The sequence below is a fragment of the Sulfitobacter aestuarii genome, assembly GCF_042685005.1.
GTDB lineage: Bacteria > Pseudomonadota > Alphaproteobacteria > Rhodobacterales > Rhodobacteraceae > Sulfitobacter > Sulfitobacter aestuarii.
In genome coordinates this window covers 36,689-61,326 of the sequence record NZ_JBHUMP010000006.1, presented here as the reverse complement: position 1 = coordinate 61,326, position 24,638 = coordinate 36,689, and the positions used below count along the sequence as shown (strand labels likewise).

At 64.7% G+C, this 24,638-nt stretch carries 28 protein-coding genes; 19 read left to right on the top strand and 9 right to left on the bottom strand.

The window, feature by feature from the left end; all coding sequences use genetic code 11:
• Nucleotides 1-100 precede the first annotated feature (100 nt).
• The 6 genes from ACFSUD_RS08865 to ACFSUD_RS08840 are packed head-to-tail and all read left to right on the top strand — an operon-like array spanning nt 101 to nt 5,923.
• Nucleotides 101-1,447 (top strand): TldD/PmbA family protein, encoded by a 1,347-nt coding sequence (locus ACFSUD_RS08865; RefSeq protein ID WP_386373520.1) that lies wholly within the window; start codon nt 101-103, stop codon nt 1,445-1,447.
• Nucleotides 1,434-2,210, top strand: coding sequence for a 3'(2'),5'-bisphosphate nucleotidase CysQ (locus ACFSUD_RS08860; RefSeq protein WP_386373518.1), 777 nt, complete (start codon nt 1,434-1,436; stop codon nt 2,208-2,210). Before ACFSUD_RS08865 ends, ACFSUD_RS08860 begins: the two co-directional genes overlap by 14 nt.
• 52 nt (nt 2,211-2,262) lie before the next feature.
• Complete coding sequence (locus ACFSUD_RS08855; RefSeq protein ID WP_386373516.1) at nt 2,263-2,505, top strand: DUF4170 domain-containing protein; 243 nt, start codon at nt 2,263-2,265, stop codon at nt 2,503-2,505.
• A 6-nt stretch (nt 2,506-2,511) separates the two neighbouring features.
• Nucleotides 2,512-3,753, top strand: a complete 1,242-nt coding sequence (locus ACFSUD_RS08850; protein WP_386373514.1) for a 3-deoxy-D-manno-octulosonic acid transferase — start codon at nt 2,512-2,514, stop codon at nt 3,751-3,753.
• Complete coding sequence (gene lpxK, locus ACFSUD_RS08845) at nt 3,753-4,742, top strand: tetraacyldisaccharide 4'-kinase (protein ID WP_386373512.1); 990 nt, start codon at nt 3,753-3,755, stop codon at nt 4,740-4,742. Before ACFSUD_RS08850 ends, lpxK begins: the two co-directional genes overlap by 1 nt.
• 41 nt (nt 4,743-4,783) lie before the next feature.
• Nucleotides 4,784-5,923: a patatin-like phospholipase family protein gene (locus tag ACFSUD_RS08840; RefSeq protein ID WP_386373510.1), complete on the top strand. Its 1,140-nt coding sequence runs from the start codon at nt 4,784-4,786 to the stop codon at nt 5,921-5,923.
• A gap of 6 nt (nt 5,924-5,929) precedes the next feature.
• Here ACFSUD_RS08840 and ACFSUD_RS08835 read toward each other — a convergent pair whose 3' ends face one another.
• From ACFSUD_RS08835 to ACFSUD_RS08825, 3 genes are read right to left on the bottom strand one after another with little or no spacing between them, the layout of a single operon-like run.
• Nucleotides 5,930-7,042: a CaiB/BaiF CoA transferase family protein gene (locus ACFSUD_RS08835; protein ID WP_386373508.1), complete on the bottom strand. Its 1,113-nt coding sequence runs from the start codon at nt 7,040-7,042 to the stop codon at nt 5,930-5,932.
• Complete coding sequence (locus tag ACFSUD_RS08830; RefSeq protein WP_386373506.1) at nt 7,042-7,722, bottom strand: DsbA family protein; 681 nt, start codon at nt 7,720-7,722, stop codon at nt 7,042-7,044. The genes ACFSUD_RS08835 and ACFSUD_RS08830 overlap by 1 nt, the downstream gene beginning before the upstream one ends.
• Before the next feature lie 24 nt (nt 7,723-7,746).
• On the bottom strand, nt 7,747-8,259 hold the full coding sequence (locus ACFSUD_RS08825; RefSeq protein ID WP_386373504.1) for a DUF721 domain-containing protein: 513 nt from the start codon (nt 8,257-8,259) through the stop codon (nt 7,747-7,749).
• Between the two features lie 97 nt (nt 8,260-8,356).
• On the opposite strand from ACFSUD_RS08825, the gene ACFSUD_RS08820 reads away from it, so the two are divergent.
• Nucleotides 8,357-9,433 carry an A/G-specific adenine glycosylase gene (locus tag ACFSUD_RS08820; RefSeq protein WP_386373502.1) on the top strand — a complete coding sequence of 359 codons (1,077 nt, stop codon included), beginning with the start codon at nt 8,357-8,359 and terminating at the stop codon, nt 9,431-9,433.
• Nucleotides 9,434-9,504: 71 nt separating this feature from the next.
• On the top strand, nt 9,505-10,656 hold the full coding sequence (locus ACFSUD_RS08815) for an alkane 1-monooxygenase (RefSeq protein ID WP_386373500.1): 1,152 nt from the start codon (nt 9,505-9,507) through the stop codon (nt 10,654-10,656).
• A gap of 218 nt (nt 10,657-10,874) precedes the next feature.
• On the opposite strand, the gene ACFSUD_RS08810 is transcribed toward ACFSUD_RS08815, so the two are convergent.
• The 3 genes from ACFSUD_RS08810 to ACFSUD_RS08800 form a co-directional block, all read right to left on the bottom strand.
• Nucleotides 10,875-11,975 carry a site-specific DNA-methyltransferase gene (locus tag ACFSUD_RS08810; protein WP_386373499.1) on the bottom strand — a complete coding sequence of 367 codons (1,101 nt, stop codon included), beginning with the start codon at nt 11,973-11,975 and terminating at the stop codon, nt 10,875-10,877.
• A 106-nt stretch (nt 11,976-12,081) separates the two neighbouring features.
• Nucleotides 12,082-12,696 carry a ribonuclease HII gene (locus ACFSUD_RS08805; RefSeq protein ID WP_386373497.1) on the bottom strand — a complete coding sequence of 205 codons (615 nt, stop codon included), beginning with the start codon at nt 12,694-12,696 and terminating at the stop codon, nt 12,082-12,084.
• Between the two features lie 147 nt (nt 12,697-12,843).
• The gene (locus ACFSUD_RS08800) at nt 12,844-13,416 is read right to left on the bottom strand and encodes a hypothetical protein (protein WP_386373495.1); all 573 of its coding nucleotides are present in this window, start codon (nt 13,414-13,416) and stop codon (nt 12,844-12,846) included.
• Nucleotides 13,417-13,596: 180 nt separating this feature from the next.
• Here ACFSUD_RS08800 and ACFSUD_RS08795 point away from each other — a divergent pair, with 180 nt between their 5' ends.
• The 4 genes from ACFSUD_RS08795 to ACFSUD_RS08780 all read left to right on the top strand — a co-directional run bounded on the left by ACFSUD_RS08795 (nt 13,597) and on the right by ACFSUD_RS08780 (nt 16,960).
• Nucleotides 13,597-13,887, top strand: coding sequence for a hypothetical protein (locus ACFSUD_RS08795; RefSeq protein ID WP_386373493.1), 291 nt, complete (start codon nt 13,597-13,599; stop codon nt 13,885-13,887).
• A gap of 1 nt (nt 13,888) precedes the next feature.
• Nucleotides 13,889-14,563, top strand: coding sequence for a winged helix-turn-helix domain-containing protein (locus ACFSUD_RS08790; protein WP_386373741.1), 675 nt, complete (start codon nt 13,889-13,891; stop codon nt 14,561-14,563).
• Between the two features lie 112 nt (nt 14,564-14,675).
• On the top strand, nt 14,676-15,848 hold the full coding sequence (locus tag ACFSUD_RS08785) for an MFS transporter (RefSeq protein ID WP_386373492.1): 1,173 nt from the start codon (nt 14,676-14,678) through the stop codon (nt 15,846-15,848).
• Between the two features lie 89 nt (nt 15,849-15,937).
• A complete protein-coding gene (locus tag ACFSUD_RS08780) occupies nt 15,938-16,960 on the top strand; it encodes an aspartate-semialdehyde dehydrogenase (RefSeq protein ID WP_386373490.1) in 1,023 nt (340 codons plus the stop codon).
• Nucleotides 16,961-16,993: 33 nt separating this feature from the next.
• On the opposite strand, the gene ACFSUD_RS08775 is transcribed toward ACFSUD_RS08780, so the two are convergent.
• Entirely contained in the window at nt 16,994-17,230 is a 237-nt protein-coding gene (locus tag ACFSUD_RS08775) for a hypothetical protein (RefSeq protein WP_386373488.1), read from the bottom strand.
• 61 nt (nt 17,231-17,291) lie between these two features.
• Nucleotides 17,292-17,942 (bottom strand): carbonic anhydrase, encoded by a 651-nt coding sequence (locus ACFSUD_RS08770; protein ID WP_386373486.1) that lies wholly within the window; start codon nt 17,940-17,942, stop codon nt 17,292-17,294.
• A gap of 141 nt (nt 17,943-18,083) precedes the next feature.
• Here ACFSUD_RS08770 and ACFSUD_RS08765 point away from each other — a divergent pair, with 141 nt between their 5' ends.
• The 3 genes from ACFSUD_RS08765 to ACFSUD_RS08755 all read left to right on the top strand — a co-directional run bounded on the left by ACFSUD_RS08765 (nt 18,084) and on the right by ACFSUD_RS08755 (nt 20,703).
• Nucleotides 18,084-18,467: a hypothetical protein gene (locus ACFSUD_RS08765; RefSeq protein WP_386373484.1), complete on the top strand. Its 384-nt coding sequence runs from the start codon at nt 18,084-18,086 to the stop codon at nt 18,465-18,467.
• A gap of 74 nt (nt 18,468-18,541) precedes the next feature.
• Entirely contained in the window at nt 18,542-19,924 is a 1,383-nt protein-coding gene (locus tag ACFSUD_RS08760) for a leucyl aminopeptidase family protein (RefSeq protein ID WP_386373482.1), read from the top strand.
• On the top strand, nt 19,921-20,703 hold the full coding sequence (locus tag ACFSUD_RS08755; RefSeq protein ID WP_386373480.1) for a C40 family peptidase: 783 nt from the start codon (nt 19,921-19,923) through the stop codon (nt 20,701-20,703). The genes ACFSUD_RS08760 and ACFSUD_RS08755 overlap by 4 nt, the downstream gene beginning before the upstream one ends.
• Before the next feature lie 24 nt (nt 20,704-20,727).
• Here the strand turns inward: ACFSUD_RS08755 and ACFSUD_RS08750 are convergent, their stop codons facing one another.
• Nucleotides 20,728-21,078 (bottom strand): DUF2794 domain-containing protein, encoded by a 351-nt coding sequence (locus tag ACFSUD_RS08750; RefSeq protein ID WP_386373478.1) that lies wholly within the window; start codon nt 21,076-21,078, stop codon nt 20,728-20,730.
• A gap of 182 nt (nt 21,079-21,260) precedes the next feature.
• Here ACFSUD_RS08750 and mbfA point away from each other — a divergent pair, with 182 nt between their 5' ends.
• The 4 genes from mbfA to ACFSUD_RS08730 all read left to right on the top strand — a co-directional run bounded on the left by mbfA (nt 21,261) and on the right by ACFSUD_RS08730 (nt 24,611).
• On the top strand, nt 21,261-22,235 hold the full coding sequence (mbfA, locus tag ACFSUD_RS08745; RefSeq protein WP_386373477.1) for an iron exporter MbfA: 975 nt from the start codon (nt 21,261-21,263) through the stop codon (nt 22,233-22,235).
• 66 nt (nt 22,236-22,301) lie between these two features.
• Nucleotides 22,302-23,231 (top strand): AEC family transporter, encoded by a 930-nt coding sequence (locus ACFSUD_RS08740; RefSeq protein WP_386373739.1) that lies wholly within the window; start codon nt 22,302-22,304, stop codon nt 23,229-23,231.
• An 83-nt stretch (nt 23,232-23,314) separates the two neighbouring features.
• Nucleotides 23,315-24,148 carry an S-formylglutathione hydrolase gene (gene fghA / locus ACFSUD_RS08735; protein ID WP_386373475.1) on the top strand — a complete coding sequence of 278 codons (834 nt, stop codon included), beginning with the start codon at nt 23,315-23,317 and terminating at the stop codon, nt 24,146-24,148.
• A gap of 10 nt (nt 24,149-24,158) precedes the next feature.
• Nucleotides 24,159-24,611, top strand: coding sequence for a YaiI/YqxD family protein (locus ACFSUD_RS08730; RefSeq protein ID WP_386373474.1), 453 nt, complete (start codon nt 24,159-24,161; stop codon nt 24,609-24,611).
• Nucleotides 24,612-24,638 lie beyond the last annotated feature (27 nt).

Sequence of the window (24,638 nt, the reverse complement as noted above, 5' to 3'; positions counted from 1 at the left end):
GGGGCGGCCACCCCGCGGGGCCGATAAACCCCGGCGCACCCTTGCAGCACGGCGGGTGCGCCGCTACCTCTTGGGGACAAACAAGCTCGGAGCATCCCGCATGTCGCATTCCCCAAGGGCGCTGGCCCATTCGCTGTTGCAGGCTGCCGACAAGGCCGGGGCCGAGGCTGCCGATGCCATGACCGTCAGCGCGACCTCGATCGCAGTGGACATGCGCGGCGGTCGGCTGGAACAGGCCGAGCGCGCCGAAAGCATCGATCTCGGACTGCGGGTTTTCGTCGGCCGACGCTCGGCCATGGTCTCGGCCTCGGACACCTCCGAACGGACGATCGCGGAAATGGCCGAACGCGCCGTCGCCATGGCCCGCGAAGCCCCCGAAGACCCCCATGCCGGTCTGGCAGCTCCCGGGCAGCTGGCGCAGGATTGGGATGTCGCGGCGCTGCAATTACAGGACCCATCGGCAGAGCCCTCCGCGGCGGCATTGCAGGAGGATGCGGCGGCTGCCGAAGCGGCGGCCCTGGAGGTCGGAGGCGTCAGCCAGGTGCAGTCGGCAAGCGCCGGCTACGGAGCGCAGGACGTTTACCTCGCTGCCAGCAACGGGTTCGAGGGCGGTTACGGTCGCAGCAGTCGCGGCCTGTCCTGCGTCGCGATCGCGGGCAGCGGCAGCGGCATGGAGCGCGATTACGACGGCGACAGCCGTGTGTTCCAGGACGATCTGCGCAGCGCCGGGGACATCGGCCGCAGCGCCGGGGAACGGGCGCTGGCCAGGCTCGACGCGCGAAAGCCGCCAACGGGCGCCTTTCCGGTGCTGTTTGATGAGCGTATCTCGTCCAGCCTGATCGGCCATCTGCTCGGTGCCATCAACGGCAGCGCCATCGCCCGGGGCGCGTCCTTCCTGCGCGACGCGATGGGCGAACAGATTCTGCCCGAGACCCTGTCACTGATCGAAGATCCGCACCGCCCACGGGTCAGCGGCTCCCGGCCCTTCGATGCCGAGGGGCTTGCCACACGGCGGCGCGCCATCGTCGAGAATGGCGTCCTGCAAGGCTGGACCCTCGATCTGGCGACCGCCCGCAAACTCGGCGCAACCCCCACCGGCAACGCTGCGCGGGGCACCTCCTCGGGGCCGAGCCCGAGCAACTGGAACATTGCGCTCACACAAGGCAGCGCCAGCCGTGGGGACCTGATTCGCGACATGGGCACCGGGCTGTTCGTGACCTCGATGATCGGCGCGACGATCAACCCCAATACCGGGGATTATTCGCGCGGCGCGGCGGGCCTGTGGATCGAGAATGGCGAGATCACCCATGCCGTCAACGAATGTACGATTGCCGGCAATCTGCGCGACATGCTGCGCCAGCTCGTGCCTGCCAATGACGCGCGTCCCTATCTGAGCCGGGTGGTGCCCTCGCTGCTGGTGCCGGGAATGACCCTTGCCGGCGCATGATCTGCCCCTGCTGCTCGACGCGGCACGCAAGGCCGGCGAGGTCGCCTGCGGTTTTGCCGGAGCGACGGCGCAGCGCTGGGACAAGCCGGATGATGCCGGTCCGGTGACCGAAGCCGATCTCGCCGTCAACGATCTGCTGCATGACGCATTGCGCGGGGCGCGGCCCGATTACGGCTGGCTTTCGGAAGAAACCGAAGACAATGCCGAACGGCTCGACAAGCGCCGCGTCTTCATCATCGACCCGATCGACGGCACCCGCAGTTTCGTCGAGGGGTCCGACACCTGGGCGCATTCGCTGGCCGTGGCCGAGGACGGGATCGTGACCGCCGCAGTGGTCTATCTGCCGCGGCGTGACCGGCTTTATGCGGCGGCGCGTGGACAGGGGGCGACGCTGAACGGCGCTCCGATGCGGGCCTCGCATGTCAGCGCGCTGGCCGATGCCGAGGTGCTCGCCGCACGCCCGGCTCTGGCCCTGCATCACTGGCGTGCCGAGACCCTGCCGACCTTCCGGCGCGCCTATCGTCCCTCGCTGGCCTATCGTCTCGCGCTGGTCGCGGAAGGGGCATATGACGCGATGCTCACCCTGCGGCGCAGCTGGGAATGGGACATCGCGGCCGGCGCGCTCATCATTGCCGAGGCAGGCGGGATCGTCTCGGATCGCCGGGGTGCACCGCTGCGCTTCAACAATGACGATCCGCGGCTTGACGGGGTGGTTGCTGGCGGGGCTGCGCTGCATGGCAAGCTGTGCGACGCCCTTGCGTGATGCCCCGCATCTGATTACCCAAGAACAACACCCAAGATCAAAGGACCCTGACATGACCCAACGCCTGCATCTGGTCTTTGGCGGCGAACTGGTGAATCCAAGCCAGAACGTCTTCAAGAATGTCGATGACATCCATATCGTCGGGATCTTCCCGAATTACGAAAGCGCTTATGACGCCTGGAAGACCGAGGCGCAGCGCACCGTCGATAATGCCCATACGCGCTATTTCATCGCCCATCTGCACCGTCTGCGCGACGAGGAGGCACAGGCATCCTCGACCGAAGAGCTGGGCTGACGGGTCATGGCGCGCTCGCTGGGGCAGACGGCCTATCGCGCGCTTTCGAGCCGCGGCGAGACGCCGGTCTATGAGACGTCCACAGCGCGCCCGGAGGGCGAGCTGGTGTGGCTGCACGCGGCCGAGCCCGGCAGCCTGATCGCGGTGCAGGATCTCGGCGCGCGGCTTGCCGCCAACCGGCCCGGCCTGCATATCCTGATTACCCTGCCGGGGCCTGACCGCGCCCTGCCTGAAGTGCCCTCGTTGAACGGGGCGGGAGAATTGCTGCTGAGCCTGTTGCCGGAGGATCATCCGGGCAGCGTCGAGATCTTCCTCCGGCACTGGCGGCCGGATGCCTGTGTCTGGACCTGGGGCGGGCTGCGGCCCAACCTGATCCTCTCCACTGCCGACACCAATTGCCCGATGTTCCTGATCGATGCCGATACCGGCGGATTCGACGGGCGCCGCGACCGCTGGCTGCGCGATCTGACCCGCGATCTGCTGGCGAGCTTCTCGGTGATCCTCACGCGCAGTCAGGCAGGCCAGCGTCGCCTGGTGCAGCTCGGCCTGCTCGCCGCGGATATCGAGATCACCTCGCCGCTGCTGGCTGGAGGTCAGGCGCTGTCCTGTGCGGATTCCGACCTTGCGGATCTGTCCCAGGCACTTGGCGGGCGGCCGGTCTGGTTTGCCAATCAGGTGCTGCCGCAGGAGCTCTCCACCATCCTTTCCGCCCACTGCCGGGCGCTCAAACTGTCGCATCGTCTGCTGCTGATCCTGCTGCCTGCCGATCCCGCAGATTGCGATGCCATGGCGTCGCAGGCCGGCGACCGCGATTTTCGCACCCTGCGATGGGGCGACGAATATCCAGATGATTTCACCCAGATCGTGATTGCCGATGATCCCGGCGACATCGGTCTTTTCTACCGGATCGCACCGGTCTCCTTCCTCGGTTCTTCGCTTCTGGCCGATCGCGGTGGCGTCGATCCTTTCGAAGCGGCGGCGCTCGGCTCCGCCATCCTCTATGGGCCCAAGGTGCGACGGTTCCTGCCCTCCTATACCCGTCTTGCCGCGGCCGGGGCGGCGCGGATCGTCAATGATGCCGATGCGCTCGGCACCGCCGTGTCGCGGCTGATCGCGCCGGATCAGGCCGCCACCATGGCCCATGCGGGCTGGGACGTGATCAGCGAGGGCGCGGCGCTGACCGACAAGGTGATCGACCTGGTTCAGGATGCGCTCGACCGGCGGCAGGGCCCGGGCGGGGGCGGCTGATGCGGGCACCGGATTTCTGGCACCGACCCCGCCCCGGCTGGCGCGCGCGCGCCCTGACTCCGCTCGGCGCGCTCTATGCAGGGGCCACCGCCCGGCGGCTGGCGCAGGGTCCGCGGGAACGGCTCGACGTGCCGCTGGTCTGCGTGGGCAACATCAATGCAGGCGGCACCGGCAAGACCCCGACGGTCATTGCCGTGCTCGAGCATCTGCGCGGGCTGTTTCACGAACCGCATGTGGTGTCGCGCGGCTATGGCGGGACGCTCGAAGGGCCGGTCAGGGTCGATCCCGCGCGTCACAGTGCCGCCGAGGTGGGCGACGAACCGCTGCTGCTGGCCGCCTTCGCCGAGGTCTGGGTGGCGCGGGACCGTGCCGCCGCCGCCCGCGCGGCAGAGGCGGCGGGGGCCAGTGTCATCGTGCTCGACGACGGCTTCCAGAACCCGGCACTCGCCCATGATCTCGCCATCGTCGTGGTCGATGCGGCGAAAGGCTTCGGCAACGGGCTTTGCTTGCCCGCCGGGCCCTTGCGAGAGCCGGTGGCAATCGGGCTGGCCCGCGCCGATCTGCTGCTTTCCATCGGCGGTGCCGAGGCACAGGCCGCCTTCGATCCGCCCGAACGCCCCGCCAGCCTGCCCCATGTCCGCGCCGAGCTGATCGCATTACAGACCGGGATGGACTGGTCCGATACGACGGCGCTGGCCTTCGCCGGGATCGGTCATCCGGAGAAATTTTTCGCAACCCTGCGCGCGCTCGGGGCGACGCTTGTTCATGCCGAGGCGCTGGATGATCACCAGCCCCTTACACCGGCGTTGATGAAACGGCTCGAGGCCGACGCGATGCTGCGCGGCGCCCAGCTCGTCACCACGGAGAAAGACGCGGTGCGCCTTCCCGCGAGCTTTCGCAGCAAGGTGATCACCCTGCCGGTGCGGCTGAAACTGCCCGCTGACAACGCGCTTTTCGCCACTTTGGAGGCGCTTGGCAAACCGCGCTGAGCGATTATCGTGGGGGCAGACTCAGCCTCTGAGGAGCCTTCATGTCCACCGCGCCCAACCTCTCACCCTGCATCGCGCTGGTCCTTCAGGGCGGGGGTGCGAGGGGGGCCTATCATGTCGGCGCGATCAGGGCGATCGCCGAAATCACCGGTCGGCGCCGCTCGCCTTTCCAGATCATCTGCGGTGCCTCGGTCGGGGCAATCAATGCCGCTTCGATCGCGGCCGCCTCGCAGGATTTCCAGCATGGTGCGCTGCATCTGGAAAGCCTCTGGCGCGGGCTGCATTGCGGCAGCATCTATGATGTCCGCTCCTGGCCCCTGCTGCTCACCGGATTGCGCCTGGCCGGGACCCTTGTGCTCGGACATTTCGGCCTGCGCAGCTCCGGCGGGCTGCTCGACAACGCCCCGCTGCGGCAGCTCTTGCAGAGCGAGCTGAAACCCAGGCTGATCAAGCGCGCGCTCAACGCCGGCGCGCTGCACGCATTCTGCATCACCGCGTCGAGCTATGACGAAGGCAAGGCGGTCACGTTTTTCCAGGGGCGACCGGAGATCAGGGAATGGACCCGCGCGCGGCGGCAGGGTCTGCGCAGTGTCATCGAGGTCGATCACCTCCTGGCCTCCGCGGCGCTGCCCTTTGCTTTCGCGCCCGTGCATCTGGGGTCCGCCTATTACGGCGACGGTGCCCTGCGGCTGACCTCGCCCCTGTCGCCCGCGATCCATACCGGGGCTGATCGGATCCTGGTCATCGCGACCCGCGACAACATTCCCGGCAGGGCCCGCGGCGCCCGGCCCGAGGAAAGCCCCACCATCGGCGACATGGCCGGTCACGCGCTCGACATCCTGTTCAACGACAACCTGGAATCGGATCACGAACGGCTGACACGGATCAACCGGACCCTGTCGCTGCTCTCGCCCGAGGCGCTGGAAAAGACGCCGCTGCGGAAGATCGAGACGATCCTGCTATCGCCCTCCCGGGATCTGCGCGAAATCGCATCGGAGAATGCGGCCGAGCTGCCCCTGCCGCTGAGGATGATGATGCGCAGCATCGGCTCCTGGGGGCATGACAGCCGGTTGGTCAGTTACCTGCTCTTCGAGACCGGTTATACCGGTGCGCTGATTGACCTGGGCTATCAAGACACGATGCGGCGCGCCGACGAGATCAGGGCGTTCATGGCGCCCTGATCCTGTTCAATCATGCTCGCCGAGCTTCGGAGCCGGACGGGTCAGCGCCAGTTCCGCCCCGGAGAAGGTGAAGGGCGCGCGCAAGCCCGGCACGCCGTCGAGTTCGATCTGCATGCCCCGGGCCCTGACCTGCGGATCGGCCATCACGTCGGCCATGTCGTTGATCGGCCCGGCGGGAACACCCTCGGATTCGCAGGCCGCCAGCAGATCGTCGCGCGCACGGGTCCGCGTCGCGCCGTTCAGACGCCGGATCATCTCGGGGCGGTTGGCGACGCGGTCGGCATTCTTGCGATATTCCGGCGCCTCGGCCATGTCATCGAGCCCGAGCAACCGGCAAAGACGCTGATATTGCCTGTCATTGCCGGTGGCGATGATGATATGACCATCGCTGCATTCAAACACTTCATAGGGTGTCAGATTGGGATGCGCATTGCCCATGCGGGTCGGGGCGGTGCCGGTGGTCAGATAATTCATCGCCTGATTGCCGGTGATCGCCACGGCGCAATCGAGCAGCGCCATGTCGATATGCTGACCCACGCCGGTCTGGCTGCGTTGATGTACCGCCGCCAGGATCGCGGTCGTGGCGTAGATGCCGGTGAAGATATCGGTGATCGCCATACCGGATTTCTGCGGCTGTCCATCGGGCTCGCCGGTGATCGACATCAGTCCGGACATGCCCTGAATGATGAAATCATAGCCCGGCCGATGCGCATAGGGGCCGGTATGGCCAAAGCCGGTGATCGAGCAATAGATCAGCCGCGGGAACTGCGCGGCGAGGCTCTCGTAGTCGAGCCCGTATTTCGCCAGCCCGCCGGTCTTGAAATTCTCGATCAGGATATCGGCGTCGCCCAGCAGGTCCTTGAGCCGCGCGCGTCCTTCTTCGGTGCGGAAATCGATCGTGACCGAGGTCTTGCCGCGGTTCGTAGAATGGAAATAGGACGCCGAAACATCCTCGTTCCGGGTCACGAAGGGCGGCCCCCACTGGCGCGTGTCATCGCCATCGGGGCTTTCGACCTTGATGACCTCGCAGCCGAGATCCGCCAGCGTCTGACCGGCCCAGGGGCCGGCCAGGATACGCGCCAGTTCGACGACCTTAAGCCCGGCAAGCGGCGCGGTCATCAGCCCTCCAGCGCCGCGTCGAGCAGCTCTTTCATGTCGTCATAGGACATGTTGGCGTGTTTCTCGCCGTCGATCACGAAGCTCGGCGTGCTGTTGATCCCGTCGGCCTCGGCGTTCTGCTGGTACCAGGCGACCAACGCCTCGGCCTTCTCGCCATCCTTGAGACAGGCGTCGAGTGCCTCGTTATCGAGCCCGGCGAGACGACCGATCTTGCGCAGTTCCTCGATGATCGCGGCGGGCTCCCCGGCGCTGGTCCAGTCGGACTGGCCCTTGTAGATCAGGTCAGCGATGCCGAAGAATTTCTCCTGCCCGCCGCAACGCGCGATCATCGAGCCCCAGAGACCGAAACGGTCGAAAAAGACTTCGCGGTAGATGAATTTCACCTTGCCGGTGTCGATATAATCGGCCTTCAGCTGCTTGAACGGGCCCGTATGGAACGTGGCGCAATGCGGACAGGTGAACGACGCATATTCGATCACCGTGACCTTGGCCTCGGGATCGCCCATCGTCATCTCGACAATGCCCGAAGTATCCACGTCGGAGGGGGCGGATTGCGCATTGGCGGGGCTGGCCAGGGGGCTGAGGCTGGTCGAGCCGATGCTGCCGAAGCGGCCCGAGAGCAATAGGCCGCCGAGGCTCAGAGTGGCGAGTCCGCCGAGGATGACTTTTCTGCGATTCATAGAGATGTTCCTTTATTCGCCTGTTCAGCTCTTGGCCTTGTTGAAAATGTTCTCGGCGAGGCGCGCGAGCGCCTCGCGCAGCCCGTCGTCCGCAACCGGGCTCGCCGTGCGCGCCGCCTTCTGGCGCAAAGCCGGATCGGCGGGCGCGGCATCCTCGGTTCTGGGTTTCGGGGCAAAGGCGACCTGACCTTCCGCAAAGCCGGTCGCCGCCGTCTGGGTCAGCCGGATGCGCTTGATCGCCTCATGGCCATAAACGCCGTTGATGCGCTTGCGCAGCTGTTCCTTCTGCATCTCGAGCATCGGCGCGTTGGCCCCGGTGGTCAGCAGGGTCAATGTCGCACCGTAGCCTTCCGCGCGCCCGTAGCTCACCTCGACGGGCCGCGAGATCGCCGCGGCGTCATCACCGACGATTTCCGCCCAATGGGTCAGCAGCCGCGACTGCGCGAAGCCGCGACTCTCGCTGGCCTTGCGGATCTGCCCCGACAGCAGGCTGTCGGTGCGTTTGAAGCCTTTTGTACTGGTACGCCGTGGCGGCATGACTACATATCCCGGATGACAGGGTCCGAACAACAAGCCCAACATAGTGATTTGCCCGACGCTCGCCAGCCATTGCCTTGCAGAAAGGTCATAAAGATTGCGTGACACCTCCCCCGAAGACGCTCGGACAGGCGATCTGCCGCTGATTCTGCTCGACTGGTACGACAGCCACGCCCGCGCGATGCCCTGGCGGGTGCCGCCCGGCGCACGCAAGGCGGGGCAGCGGCCGGATGCCTATCGGGTCTGGCTGAGCGAGGTGATGCTGCAACAGACCACCGTGGCAACGGTGCGGGATTATTTCCGCCGTTTCGTCACGCGCTGGCCAGATGTGACGGCGCTTGCCGCGGCGCCTGATGCCGAGGTGATGGGGGAATGGGCGGGGCTCGGCTATTACGCGCGTGCGCGCAACCTGCTGAAATGCGCCCGCGTGGTGGCCGAGCGTCACGGCGGTGTCTTCCCCGCCGATCACGCGGCCCTGCTGGCGCTGCCGGGCATCGGCCCCTATACGGCGGCGGCCGTCGCCTCGATTGCCTTCGACCTGCCGTTCACGGTGCTGGATGGCAATGTCGAACGGGTGATGGCGCGGCTGCATGACGTGCATACGCCGCTGCCCACCGCCAAACCGGAATTGATGGCGCTCGCCCAGGCGCTTACCCCGGTTACGCGGCCCGGCGATTATGCGCAGGCGGTGATGGATCTCGGAGCGACGATCTGCACGCCCAGATCACCGGCCTGCGGCATCTGTCCCTGGCGCACGCCCTGCGCGGCGCGGCGCGCCGGAACCGCCGCCGACCTGCCCAGGAAACTGCCCAAGAAGGCCAAGCCGACACGCCACGGCACGCTCTATCTGGCGCGGCGAAGCGACGGGGCCTGGCTGCTGGAAACGCGGCCCGACACTGGCCTGCTCGGCGGCATGCTGGGCTGGCCCGGGTCCGACTGGCTCGATGCGGCAGAAGACCGGCCCGTCGGCACGCCGCCGATCAAAGCAGATTGGCAGATGCTGTCCGGCGAAGTGCGCCATACGTTCACGCATTTCCACCTGATGCTGAGCCTGCGTTTCGCCGAGGTCGGAATGGAGGCCGAACCGATCCGCGGCGCCTTCCTGCCCTCCGCGAGCTTTCGCCCCTCCGATCTCCCGACCGTGATGCGCAAGGCTTTCGATCTGCTGGGCTGAGCGCTGCGTCACCGCTTTGAGAAGCCGGGCGCGCGCGCTATACCGCTCTGATAACCAGTAAAGGCGCAGCCATGATCCCTTCGCCCCGTACCGTTCCTGCCACCGAACTGGCGCGGCTGTCGCACGTGCTGCCGTTCTGGCTGTCGTTTCTGCTGATCCCGCTGACCTGGTTCTGCGCGCTCACCGGGGGGTGGGCGATCGCGCTGCTGCCCCTGGTCACCTGGTTCCTGTTCTCGTTGCTCGATGCGGCGCTCGGGCTTAACCTCGACAATGGCGATCCCGGTGCGGAAGAGACGGATCTGTACTGGTATCGGCTGGTCACACTGATCTGGGTGCCGTTGCAATTCGTCACTTTGTTCGGGCTGGTTTACTACACCACGCGCGCCGCCCATCTGGAGCCCGCCGAGCGGATCTTCCTGTTTTTCGGAATCGGGGTGATCACCGGCACCATCGGAATCAATTACAGTCACGAGCTGATGCATCAGCGCAATCGGCTGGAGCGCTGGCTGGCCGATCTGCTGCTGGCGATGGTGTTCTACTCGCATTTCCGCTCGGAGCACCTGCTGGTGCATCACCGCCATGTCGCGACGCCGCGCGACACGGTGACCGCGCGCTACAACGAGGGGTTTCACCGGTTCTATCCGCGTGTGCTGAAACAATCGCTGATCTCCGCCTTCAACGCGGAAGCGGCCATGCTGGCGCGCCGCGGGCTGGCCTGGCATCACCGAAGCAATCCGTTCCTCCGCTACTGGGGGCTGCAGATCGGGTTTGCGGCGCTTGCGCTGCTGCTCGGCGGATGGGCCGGGCTGGGGCTGTTCGCGCTGCAGGCGGGGGTGGCGATCTGGCAGCTGGAACTGGTCAATTACATCGAGCATTACGGGCTGACACGGAAATATCTCGGCAATGGCAATTATGAACATGTGCAGCCGCGCCACAGCTGGAACGCGGCGCATCGGGCGTCAAACTGGCTGCTGATCAACCTGCAGCGCCATTCCGATCATCATTTCAGGCCCGACCGGCGCTTCCCGGTGCTGCAGAACTACGGCCCCGACGAGGCGCCGCAGCTGCCTTACGGCTATCCGGTAATGACCATGGCGGCGATGGTGCCGCCGCTCTGGCGGCGCATCATGAACCCGCGGGTCCGGGCATGGCGACGGCGCTATTATCCGGAGATCCACGATTGGAGCGCCTACAAGAATGCGACCAATCCGCCGCCGCGCTGACCCACCGATCACACTTCTCGTGGCGCTTGCGGCATGAGGGGGCTGTTTACCCCCTCAAACTCCCCCAAAGGTATTTTCAGTCAGAAGAAGCGCGGTGGCGCGGGAGAATGAAAAGGACCCCGCCGATCCGGGCGGGGCCGAGGTGAGCGCCCCTTTCATGCGGTCCTCCGTCAGGGGAGGGCCGCGGGGCACCGGCGGTATTCGTATGTCGGAGCGGTCTAGTTGGACATCTCGGCGCGGATCTGCTGGCGGAGCAGGTCGATCGGCACGCGTTTACCGTCCTTTTTGAAGCACCAGTAGGTCCAGCCGTTGCAGCTCGGCGCGCCCTCGAGCGCGGCGCCGACCTGGTGAATCGAGCCTTTGACGTCATCGCCGATCAAGGTGCCGTCGGCCCGGACCTTGGCCTTGTGGCGATTGTTCATCGAATAGAGGCTCTCGCCCGGGCGCAGCATGCCACGTTCGACCAGCTGGCCGAAAGGCACGCGCGGCTCGGCGCGTTTGGAGGTCGTGGTCTGCAACGCTTCCTTGTCGAGACGGCGCACCATCGCGATCCGTTTTTCCGCAACCTCGCGATAGGTTTCCTCCCGCTCGATACCGATGAAATCGCGGCCCAGCATCTTGGCTACGGCACCGGTCGTGCCGGTGCCGAAGAACGGGTCGAGCACCACGTCACCGACATTGGTCGATCCGATGAGGATCCGGTGCAGCAGGCTTTCGGGTTTCTGCGTCGGATGCGCCTTGTCGCCGGATTCGTCCTTCAGTCGCTCGTGACCGGTGCAGATCGGCAACACCCAGTCGCTGCGCATCTGGATGCCTTCGTTCAGCGCCTTCAGCGCCTCGTAGTTGAAGGTGTATTTGCTGCTCTCGTCCTTGCCAGCCCAGATCATCGTTTCATGGGCGTTGGTCAGGCGCTTGCCGCGGAAATTCGGCATCGGGTTCGACTTGCGCCAGACGACATCGTTGAGAATCCAGAAGCCCTGGTCCTGCAGCGCCGCGCCGACGCGGAAGATGTTGTGATAGGAGCCGATCACCCAGATCGCGCCGTTCGGCTTCAGCAAGCGGCGTGCCGCCTTGAGCCAGGCGCGGGTGAAATCGTCATAGGCGGAGAAGCTCGAGAACCGGTCCCATTCATCGTCCACCGCATCCACGCGGCTGTTGTCCGGGCGATGCAGATCGCCGCGCAGCTGCAGGTTATAGGGCGGATCGGCGAAGATCAGGTCAACGCTGGCTTCGGGCAAGGCGTTCATCGCCTCGATGCAATCGCCCGCAAGAATGGTGTTCAAGGGAAGTGCCGGGGCACCCTTCTTCTTAGTTGTCATGTGTACTGCCTCATTCATCGGCACATTTTGTGCTCGTTGATTGGCTCCTAAAATGAGTCAAAGGCGAATCGTGGTCAATTTCTTTTTTGAATCAAGCAGTTAAGTTTTAGGCTTGATACAAGATATTGTGGACCGGTTTGAACAAACGTCTATGGTGAGGGGTGACACCTAGGGCACGCAGGGCGCTCAGATGGGCCTTCGAGCCGTAGCCCATATTGGTTTCCCATCCATAGCCGGGATGCTGTTGCGATAAATCCACCATCAGCCTGTCGCGGGTGCATTTCGCCACGATCGAAGCGGCGGAGATCGACAGGGAACGGCCGTCGCCCTTGATCACCGGCTGCGCCGGGGCGCGAATCTGTTTCGGGATCATATTGCCGTCGATAAGCGCGTAATCCGCCGCAGCGCGCAGACCGGCCAGGGCGCGCATCATCGCCAGATGGCTGGCGCGCAGGATATTGTGCTCCTCGATCTCGGCGACGCTGGCATGCGCGACGCAGACATCGGCGACAGCGAGGATTTCAAGATGAAGTGCCTCGCGCGCCTTGCGGCTCAGGATCTTGGAATCGTTCAGCCCCTTCGGGATGCGATCCGGGTCCAGTATCACCGCTGCCGCGGTCACCGGCCCGGCCAGCGGGCCGCGGCCAACCTCGTCGATCCCCGCGATGCGCCGATAGCCCTGGCTGCGTGCCGTGTCCTCGAAGGTGAAATCAGGTACCATATGAAGGGCAAAGCGCAAAGCCGGGGCAGTGGCAAGACCCCGGTGCGACACATGTGAGAAAAAGCGGAGGGGAGAGACGCCCGAACATCTCTCCCCTCCCAACGGGTCGCAGCGCGAGGCCGCGACCCGATCATGGCCCGCGGAATCCTATCCGCGTGCCAAGCTGTAGCCCGCCCGGCGCAGACAGCGCGCGTCATAACCGTGGCGGGTGCCCCTGTAGGTCTCTACCCGCTGGGCGCATTGCTGCGGCAACCGGTGGGCATAACCGTAATTGGCGTCGAGACAGCGGCGATCGAACATCAGGTGATTGCCGCGCTGGGTCTCGTAACTCTTGAAACAGGCTCCCGGCAGCAGCTTGCGATCGACGCGGCGGGGCAGCGGGCGCGGCTGGGTATAGACGGGATTGCCGTATCCCGGCGTGACGACGCCCTGCCCGGGATGCCTGTGGTGTTTGTTGTGACCACGGATTTTCGGGCGGTAAGTGTGTTTGGGGGCGTAATAGGTCGGCGCGTCGTAATAGGAATGCTGGCGGCGCGAGACGGCGCGCTCGCGATCCTTTTTCTTGTTCCTGTCGTGAATGATCTTGCCGACGATGGCGATACCGAGGATCGCGGCCGCCGCCTTTGCGAGGTCGTCGTTATCCGCCCGGGCCGGTGCGGCGCCAAAGGCGGTGATCGCCACGGAGAGGGCGACGATGAAGGCAATGAAACGGCGGTACATGGGCCTGATCCTTTCTGCAATGCAGCGCGTCAGCTTGCGCAAAGCCGTGAAATGATTTGTGACACCAGCATCCCGCAAAGCCCTGAAGCAAGGCAATATCAGCCCTGTGTTATCTAATAGCAGGCCGCTTGCCGGTTGCGGGATATTGAATATCAGCGGGGAATGGCCCATCAAAAGGATATGAAAACCCTCACCCTTTCCTTGCTGATCGCGGCAATGTTGAGCTTGGCCCAACCGGCTCTCGCCGCCGACTGCTTTGCCGATTACAAGGCCAAGCAAGACAATCCCCTGCGGCTGCATTACGGTGTGGCCCGGGTTAACGGCGCCTGCACACGTGACAATGCGCGCGCAGAATTGCAGGGGCGGCTGGCCAAGAAAGGCTGGACGCTGCTGAATGTTCTGTCGGTATTCGACCGTGACGGGCTGGCGCAAAGGAAAGACAGTGCAGGACCAAACTACCTCCGTTTCTGACATGCGCCGCTTCGGCAGCCGCTTCCTCGGCGGCGGTATCGCGGCAGTGCTCGCGATGCTGCTCGGCGGGGCCGTGCTGCTGCTCTGGGTGCTGCCCGATGCCAACAGTTTCAACGCGCGGGTCGAGCGGATCTTTGTGGAGAACGACGATCTGACCAACCAGGCGGAGATCAAGCTGCTGGAGATTCTCGCGCAATCCGGCACCGCCTTTTCGGACACGCTGGCGAGCTACCGGGTGGTGATCGTGGTGCTGCTGGTCTTTGCCGCGGCGATGCTGCTGGCGGCGCTGGTGTTCCTAGTGATGCTGCTCAACTTCAACCGCCGCATGGCACAGATCGAACGCGTCGGCATACAGGTCAATTCGCTGTTGATCAGCCGTGAGGAAAACACCGTCTATCTCAACAATCTCGGCTTCAAGCTCACCGGAGCCGCGATGGAGACCATGTCGGTGCTGGCCGAGGCGCGGATGGATGACGACGTGCTTTCGGGATCGCAGATCGAGGCCATGATCTCGGGACGGGATTCCTCGGATTGCGACGAATCCGCCGGGGCCACGCGGATCAAGCGGCTGCGCGATACGCTGGGCAATCAGATCGTGTCGGAGCTGCTGGTCAAGAACATCGCGCGGCGCGGCTATATGCTGGCGATCGACAAGGACGTGATTAAGGTGATCTGACTGCGACAGCAAGCACTGGTCAACCGCTGGCATCCCTGTCTAGGGTGCGTCTGTATCCAGTCAGAGGTTCCGTCGCGATGTCCGCCCCCTTCCCTGTCAAAGCCGCGCTGCAATGAATGCGGGCATCCTGCTGCTTGGTGCGGCCTATGTGCTGAGCCAGTTCTTCCGGGCCTTTCTGGCGGTGCTCAGCGAGGTGCTGGAACGTGACATCGGCGCCGGACCGGAGCTGCTGGCCCAGGCCTCGGGCCTGTGGTTCCTGTCTTTCGCGCTCTTTCAGCTTCCGGTCGGCTGGGCGCTCGACACCATCGGCCCGCGGCGCACGGCGGCGGGGTTGCTGATGGTCGGCGGAGCCGGGGGCGCCCTGCTGTTCGGACTGGCCACCGAGCCTTGGCACCTCAGCGCCGCGATGTTGCTGATCGGCATCGGCTGCGCGCCGGTATTGATGGCCTCCTATTACATCTTCGCGCGTGAATATCCGCCGGTTCAGTTCGCCACCCTGGCCTCGCTGATGGTCGGGATCGGCACATCGGGGAACCTCGTCGCCTCCTATCCGATGGCGCTGGCCGCCGAGACCATCGGCTGGCGCGCCGCGCTTCTGGCACTTTCCGGGCTCACAGCGCTGACCGCGATCGGTCTCTGGGTGCTGGTGCGCGACCCGGCAACCCCGGAGGGCGAAGCAAAAGGCTCCTTGCGCGAGATGCTGGCGATCCGCCCCCTGTGGCTGATCTTTCCGCTGATGGGCGTGGGCTATGCCATTGTCGGGGCGGTGCGGGGGCTTTGGATCGGACCCTATCTGGCCGATGTCTTCGGCGCCGATACACGCGCGATCGGACAGGCAACACTGGCGATGGGGGTGGCGATGATCGTCGGCACGCTGACCTATGGCCCCCTCGACAGGGCGCTGCGCTCGCGCAAATGGCTGATCGTCGGCGGCACCACCGTGACGCTGCTGGCCTCGGCGACGCTGATCGCCCTGCCGCAGAGTTCGCTGACCCTCTCGATCCTGATGCTCTGCGTGATCGGATTTTTCGGCGCCACCTATCCGGTGATCATCGCCCATGGTCGCAGCTTCCTGCCCCCGCATCTGATCGGGCGGGGGGTCACCATGCTGAACCTGTTCAGCATCGGCGGGGTCGGTTTGCTGCAATTCGGCTCGGCCCGCCTGCACGCCGCCGCTTCGGGTACAGATCCGGTGGCGCCCTATGTCGCGATCTTCGGCCTGTTCAGCGTCGCGATCCTGTTCGGTCTGGTGATTTACCTGTTCAGCCGCAACGCACCCGAATGAGCAGGTCCGCAAGCAGGCTCTTTTAACTGGGGGCCAAGCAGGCTAAACGGCGAGCACCATCAATACGCATCATATATTGGAGACTTCAGATGGGTTATCGCGTCGCGATCGTGGGCGCCACTGGCAATGTGGGCCGCGAAATGCTGAACATCCTGGCCGAGCGCCAGTTCCCTGTGGATGAGATCGCCGTTCTGGCGAGCCGCAAATCCATGGGAACCGAGGTCAGCTTCGGCGACAAGACACTCACTACCAAGGATCTCGACACGTTCGATTTCACCGGTTGGGACATGGCGCTTTTCGCCGTCGGCTCCGAAGCGACCAAGCAATATGCCCCGAAGGCCGCGAAGGCCGGTTGCGTGGTGATCGACAACTCGTCGCTCTATCGCTACGATTCCGACGTGCCGCTGATCGTGCCGGAGGTGAATCCCCAGGCGATCCACGACTATGCCAAGCGCAACATCATCGCCAACCCCAACTGCTCGACCGCGCAGATGGTCGTGGCGCTGAAGCCGCTGCATGACCGGGCGACCATCAAACGAGTCGTGGTCAGCACCTACCAGTCGGTTTCCGGATCGGGCAAGGAAGGGATCGACGAGCTCTGGGACCAGACCAAGAGCATCTACAACCCGGTCGATGACAAGCCCGCCAAGAAATTCACCAAGCAGATCGCCTTCAACGTGATCCCGCATATCGACGTGTTCATGGACAGCGGCGATACGAAGGAAGAATGGAAGATGGTCGTCGAGACCAAGAAAATCGTCGATCCGTCGATCAAGGTCACCGCGACCTGCGTGCGAGTGCCGGTCTTCGTTGGTCATTCGGAAGCGATCAACATCGAGTTCGAAGATCCTCTGGACGAGAACGAGGCCCGCGACATCCTGCGCGAGGCCCCGGGTGTCATGGTGATCGACAAGCGTGAGGACGGCGGCTACGTGACGCCGGTCGAATGTGTCGGCGATTTCGCCACTTTCATCAGCCGGATCCGTCAGGACAGCACGATCGACAACGGTCTGAACCTGTGGTGCGTCTCCGACAACCTACGTAAGGGCGCGGCGCTGAACGCGATCCAGATCGCCGAACTGCTGGGCCGCGAAGTGCTGAAGAAAGGCTGAAACGCCTGATGGAGTTTCCTGAAAGGGGCGTCATCAGGCGCCCCTTTCTGCATCCGGTTGCGGGTCACGGCCCGGACGGGCATCGATCGCCTCAGGGCTGCGGCGCGCCAGTTCCTGCACCATGTCGTGTGCGTCACCCGCCCCGCCGCGGCTCATCCGCCGAAGCATCTGCCGCCTGAGCAGGCGCTGTGCCACGTCACCGATACGGACACAGGGCGCAGCCGCGTCCCGTTCCTCCGGAACCGGCGGGGCTGCAGAATGCGATGCCATCTCATGCTCCATCCAAGGAGCCTGAGACAGGATCGGTTAAAAAGGCGTTAAGCCGCAGAGATCAGACCGGCTGGAAACTTCCTGCCTCGGGGCTGTAGAATTCGAGCCCGCCTTCGCCGATGTCGGTCCAGAGCCCGTGCAGGCTCAGTTCGCCCGACTTCACCTTTTCCTCCACCCAGGGAAAGGTCATCAGGTTTTCGAGCGAGATCATCACCGCGTGTTTCTCAAGCTGCCGCTCCTGTTGGCGCCCGTCCTCGATATCGGCGACAAGTTCGTATTTAGGGCGCAGGATATCCATCCAGCGACCGACGAAACTGTCTTTGGCGTCAAGCTCGGGCGCCTTGCCGTTGCACATGTCGATACAGCCCTTGACGCCCCCGCAATTGGAATGGCCAAGCACGATCAGATGCGCCACCTTCAGCACCCGCACGGCATATTCCACCGCCGCCGAAGTGCCGTGATGATCGCCGTCCGGCGTATAGGTCGGCACCAGGTTGGCAATGTTGCGATGGATGAAGAACTCGCCCTGGTCGGCGCCGAAGATCGAGGTCACGTGAACCCTGCTGTCGCAGCAGGAGATCACCATGGCACGGGGTCTCTGCCCCTCTTCGGCCAGGCGTCGGTACCAAGCCTGATTCTCCGTATAGGTCGTGGCTTTCCAGCCATGATAGCGTTTCAGCAGATAATTCGGTAGCGCCTTGGCATTATGCATGTTGTCTCGCGTCCTTGCTTCGCTTGCGCTCCAATTAGCGCAAATCCGGTCAAATTTCGAGCGAAAAACGGTGTGCGTTTCAATCATTTGCCAAGGCTGTTCCTGCACATTGACGCGGGCCGTGGGGGTCTTGAAAGGGTGATGAACATGCAGGTTCTGCAATTGCAAATATCGGAGATGGTCGCTGTTGATGAACAGGGGCTCGGGCGGCTTTGTGCGCGGCTCGGTCAGGGCGCCGCGCAGGACGTGCTGTGCCGGGCGCTGGAGGAGATGGCGCTGCGGCTGTCCCGCTGCGAGCGATTCTCGTCGGCAGGCGACTGGTCGGCATTGGAAAAGGATGTCCGCGCTCTGGGGCGCATTGCCGAGCGGATCGCCATGCCGTTGCTGGCCCTCGTCGCCACGGACGTGCGCCGCTGCCTTGCCGCGCAGGACCAGATCGCGGTCGCGGCGACGCTGGCGCGGCTGATCCGCATCGGGGAATGCTCGCTGGTCGCGATTTGGGATCTGCGGGAGGTTCCCGGCTGAGCCGCGCCATGGCTTGCGGGCGGCGCAGGAAAGTCTAGGGTCAGTGCCATCGCCCCAAGTTCGAAAGGTCTGCAATGTCCCTGTCCCTCCGCGCCGCCACCGCCGATGCGATTCCCCTGCACGTCCTCGCCGAAGAGGCGCTCGAAGACTGGCTGGCCGCTCAGGATGACACAACGCGCAACGCCGTCGCGGCTTTCGGCTTCACCGGCGGTCTCGGACAGGCGCTGGCGCTTACCGATGCGCAGGGGGGCATTGCCATGGCGCTCGTCGGCTACGGCACCGAACAGAGCCGCAGCCGGGGCCGGTTCCACCTCGCCGGGGCCGCGCCGAAACTGCCGAAGGGCGCCTACCGGATCGCCGGTGGGCTGCCCGATAATCAGCTCGAGAATGAGACCCTGGGCTGGCTGCTGGCCGGATATCGCTTCGACCGCTATCACAAGCAATCGCCGTTGCTGGCGGAAATCGTACCGGATGCGCGGCTCGACCGTAGCCGTCTTACAGCGCTGGCCGAGGGCGAGATGCTGACCCGTGACCTGATCAACACGCCGGCCAGCGACATGGGGCCGCCCGATCTCGAACAGTCCGCGCACGAACTGGCGGAAGCCCATGATGCGCGGATCGAGGTGATTGCCGGTGAAGACCTGCTGGCGCAGAACCTGCCGCTCATTCATGCGGTCGGACGGGCCGCGGATCGCGCGCCGCGGCTGATCGACATGCGCTGGGGCGATAGCGGGCCGAAGCTCACATTGGTTGGCAAGGGCGTCTGTTTCGACACCGGCGGGCTCAACCTCAAGCCCGGCGCCTCGATGGAATTGATGAAGAAGGACATGGGCGGTGCTGCCGCGGTGCTGGGACTGGCACATATGATCATGGCCTGCAGAGTCAAATTGCAGCTCCGGGTCCTGATCCCGGCGGTTGAGAACTCGGTCGCGGGCAATGCCTTCCGCCCGCAGGATATCCTGACCTCGCGCAAGGGGCTGACCGTGGAGATCAACAACACCGATGCGGAAGGGCGGCTGGTACTGGCGGACGCGCTGGCGCTTGCCGATGAGGAGAAGCCCGATCAGATCATTTCGATGGCGACGCTGACCGGCGCCGCCCGGGTCGCCGTCGGGCCCGATCTCGCACCCTATTACAGCGACGATCCGGCCTTTGTTCAGGCGCTGGAAAGCGCCGCTTCGCGGCAGGCCGATCCGGTCTGGCGCATGCCGTTCCATGCTCCCTACGAGCCGATGATCGAGCCGGGCATCGCCGATCTCGACAATGCACCGAAAGGCGGCTTCGCGGGCAGCATCACCGCCGCGCTGTTCCTGCGCCGGTTCGTCACCGACAGCCGCTATGCGCATTTCGACATCTACGGCTGGCAGCCCAGCGATGCGCCCGCACGTCCGAAGGGCGGGGTCGGACAGGCCACAAGGGCACTGCATGACTGCCTTGCCGAGCTGCTGAACCTGTGAGCGATGCGCGCCTGCACCCCGACCCGGCGCTCTGCCTCGAGCGTCGGGCGGCACAAGTCACCGCCGCGCTCTGTGATCTCTGTCGCGGCCCGGGCGGCAAGCGCGACCGGCAACTGCTTTATGGCGATCTCGTCACCATATTGTCCGAACGCGACGGCTGGAGCTATCTGCAGGCGGAGAAGGATGGCTATTGCGGCCATGTGAGAAGCGCCGCGCTCGGGCCGGTGCAGAAGGCCACCCATTACGTCAGCGCGCCCGCCAGCCACGCCTATGCAGCGGCCGATTTCAAATCCCCTGACCTTATCGGGCTCAGTCTGAACAGCCGTGTTGCCGTGACCGATCACTCCGGCCGATTCTGCGAGACACCCGTCGGTTTCATCCCCGAGATGCACCTCACTCCCCTGAGCGCGCCAGCTACCGACCCTACAGAGGTCGCGGCGCGGCTGCTTGGCACACCCTATCTCTGGGGCGGCAACAGCCGCTGGGGGATCGATTGCTCAGGGCTGGTGCAGGCGGCATTGCACGCCTGTGCCCTGCCCTGCCCCGGGGACAGCGATCTGCAGGAGACGCAGCTCGGCACGTTGAGAGCGTCCGGTGGCGATTTCCGGCGCAATGATCTGCTGTTCTGGAAAGGTCATGTGGCGCTGGTCACGGATGCGCGGACGCTGATCCATGCGACCGCGAATGTCATGGCCGTGACCTTCGAGCCGATCGCCGAGGCCATCGCGCGGATCGAGGCGGCGGGAGACGGGCCGGTCACCGCGCATCGGCGGCTCTGAGAGACGTCCGCGAGAAGCGAGAGGTCAGTCCTTGACGGCGCGGATCAGCTTGCGCTCCAGCACGCGCAGCACCGGTTTCAGCTCATGCCCGCGTTTCAGCACCTGCCCGCCTGTGCCGATCACCGCATACATTCCCTGCTTGCCGCGCAGCTTCGGCCGTTTCTCGATCCGGTAGAGCGGAATTTCCGCCGTGCGGCGAAAGATCGAGAATACCGCCACTTCGCGCAGAGAGGATATCCCGTAGTCACGCCATTCACCCGCGGCAACCATCCGTCCATAGATCGACAGGATCACGGCAAGCTCCGTGCGATGAAAGGCGACCTGTTCGGGAAAACGCTCGATCGGCGTGACGGGCGGAGGCGAATGGAGCGTCATACCTGACATTTGCGCCAATGGAAGGCCAAATCAAGCCCCCTGAACGATCTATAGGGGCAAGTCGACCGCGCCGCGTTCTGCGCCGCGTCGGACTTCCCCTGCGCCGGGCCGGTTTTCGCGGGACAATTGTGCAGGACACCGGCAAGAACTAGATATGGTGCCAAAGGCAGGGGATTTTCGACATGCGTTTTTCGCTCAACCGCAAACGGTTCAAGGATCTTACCGAGCAGCAGATCCTGGCGCTGGCGATCTCTTCGGAGGAGGACGACGCGCAGATCTACCGGCTTTATGCCGAACGGCTGCGCGCGGAATATCCCGACAGTGCCGCGGTCTTCGACGGTATGGCCGAGGAGGAGGACGGGCATCGCCAGCTGCTGATCGACCTGCACCGGCAGCGTTTCGGCGAGGTGATCCCGCTGATCCGCCGCGAACATGTGTCGGGCTATTATTCGCGCCGCCCGGTCTGGCTGGTCGAGAACCTCGGACTTGACCGGATGCGCGCCGAAGCCGCGGCGATGGAGCAGCAGGCGGCCCATTTCTACCATGCCGCCGCCGTGCGCAGCCAAGATGCGGCGACCCGCAAGCTGCTCGGCGATCTGGCAGCGGCGGAGTCCGGTCATCAGGCCGAGGCCGACCGGTTGACGGATGCCCATCTCGACCCCGAAACCCGCCAGAGCGAGGACAGTCGCGCGCATCGCCAGTTCATCCTGACCTGGGTGCAGCCGGGGCTCGCCGGGTTGATGGACGGGTCCGTCTCGACCCTTGCGCCGATCTTTGCCACCGCCTTCGCGACCCATGACACCTGGACCACTTTCCTCGTCGGTCTGGCCGCCTCGGTCGGGGCCGGTATCTCCATGGGCTTTACCGAGGCCGCCTCCGATGACGGGGAATTGTCGGGCCGCGGTTCGCCGGTCAAACGCGGGCTTGCCTCGGGTGTGATGACCACGCTCGGCGGGCTCGGCCATGCCCTGCCCTATCTGATCACGGATTTCTGGACCGCCACGATCATCGCGATCATCGTGGTCTTCGTCGAGCTCTGGGCGATCGCCTGGATCCAGAACCGGTTCATGGAGACCCCGTTCTTCCGTGCCGCGTTCCAGGTGGTGCTCGGCGGCGCGCTGGTCTTTGCCGCCGGGGTGCTGATCGGTTCGGGATAGGGCGCTTGCCGTTTTATTCTCCCGCACCAGTTGCACAGCGTCTGATTGCCCGATAACCCTGCGGGCATGCTGGCGATCTTTCTGAAAACACTACCATTCTTCGCGCTGATCGGGCTCGGCTACTGGGCCGGACGCAGCCGCTTTTTCAGTGCCGAAGCCACCGCTTGCCTGACCAAGTTCGTGTTCTTCTTTGCCCTTTCGGCAATGCTGTTCCGCTTCTCGGCCAATCTCTCGCTTGCCGAGGTCTGGGACAGCCGGTTGGTCATCGCCTATCTCTGGGGCACCGGCTTCGTCTATGGCATCGTAAGCTTCGTCGGTTTCCTGCGCGGGCTCGATGTCGCCACCAATGCGGTCGAGGCGCAGAGCGCGGTGATCGGCAATACCGGCTTTCTCGGCGTGCCGATGCTGACCCTGCTGCTCGGCCCCGAAGCCATCGGCCCGGTGCTGCTGGTGCTGGCCATCGACCTTGTGGTGTTTTCCAGCCTCTTCGTGATCCTGATCGCCGGGGCACGGGACGGGCAGATTTCCCTGCGGCTGCTGCGCAGCATCGGTCTGGGGCTGATCGGCAACCCGATGATCGTCGCGATCAGCCTCGGCTTCCTGTGGTCGGGGCTGGCGCTGCCGCTCCCGGACCCGGTCAATGAATTCACTGCCATCCTCGGCGGCGCAGCGACCCCCGGCGCGCTCTTTGCCATCGGTGCCTCTCTGGCGACGAAATCCGCCGAACGGCTGCAGATCGCCGGTTGGCTCAGCTTCTGCAAGCTGGTGCTGCATCCGCTCTTCGTGGCCTGCGGCGCGCTGCTGCTCTTCGGAGTCGAGCCCTACAAGGCTGGGGTGATCATCGCCACGGCGGCGCTGCCGGTGGCGGGCAATGTCTATATGCTGGCCCAGCATTACCGGGTCGCACCGCAGCGGGTCTCCGCCGCGATCCTGGTATCGACCGCGCTGAGCATCGTCAGCGTCAGCCTCATCATCGGCTGGGTTACCGGCGTCTGAGCAATGCACCGCGGCGAAGCGCCCCCTTGACGCGACCACTGCGGCGATGATCTTAGCAGGCAAACGTATTGAAAGGATATCCCATGAAAACCATCTCCGAGAACGCCTGTTTCGGTGGCACGCAGGGCGTCTATTCGCATCAGTCGAGCAGCTGCAATTGCGAGATGACCTTCGGTCTGTTCCTGCCCGAGGAGGCGCAGAACGGTCCGGTCCCGGTGCTGTGGTATCTCTCCGGCCTGACCTGCACCCACGAAAACGCCATGACCAAGGCTGCCGCTCAGGGTTGGGCCGCCGAACATGGTATCGCGCTGGTCTTCCCCGACACCTCGCCGCGCGGCGATGACGTGGCCGATGACGAAGCCTATGACCTCGGCAAGGGTGCCGGTTTCTACGTCAACGCGACACAGGATCCGTGGAAGCCGCATTTCCAGATGTGGGATTACATCGCCGATGAGCTGCCTGCGCTTCTCGCGGAGAATTTCGCGCTCGACATGGAGCGTCAGGGCATCACCGGCCATTCCATGGGCGGGCACGGGGCGCTGACGCTCGCGATGAACCTGCCGGGCCGCTACCGCTCGGTCTCCGCCTTCGCACCGATCACCAACCCCTCCGCCAGTGACTGGGGCCGCAAGCAGCTGACCGCCTATCTCGGTGAGGACGAGAGCGGCTGGAGCAAGCATGACGCGACGCTGCTGATGGCCGAGAAGGGCTTCGACGGTCCGATCCTGATCGACCAGGGCGCCAATGACCAGTTCCTCGACCTGCTCAAACCCGAGGCGCTTTCCGAGGCCATCGCCAAACGCCGTCAGCAGGCGATCTTCCGGATGCAGCCGGGCTACGATCACAGTTACTTCTTCGTCTCGACCTTCATGGAAGACCATGTCGCCTTCCATGCCGATGCGCTCTACGCAGGCTGAGGCGCCGACCATGACCGCGCTTTACATCGACGCCGATGCCTGCCCGGTCAAACCCGAGGCCGAACGTGTCGCAACCCGTCACAAGATCCGCATGTTCGTGGTCTCCAATGGCGGGCTGCGGCCCTCGCCCAATCCGCTGGTCGAGACGGTGATCGTGCCCGACGGGCCGGACGTGGCCGACATGTGGATCGCCGAACGCTGCGGTCCTGGCGACGTGGTGGTGACCGGAGACATCCCGCTTGCCGCCCGTTGCGTCGAGGCGGGGGCGCAGGTGCTTAAACATAACGGCGAAGCGCTGACCCGGGCCAATATCGGCAATGTGCTCGCGACCCGCGATCTGATGGCCGATCTGCGTGCCGCCGACCCGTTCCGCCAGGGTGGAGGCAAGGGCTTTACAAAGGCCGACCGTTCCCGCTTTCTGGATGCTCTGGAACGGACCCTGCGGAGCGCCATCCGGGGTTGAGCGCGCTTCTGCCTGAACTCCGTCATG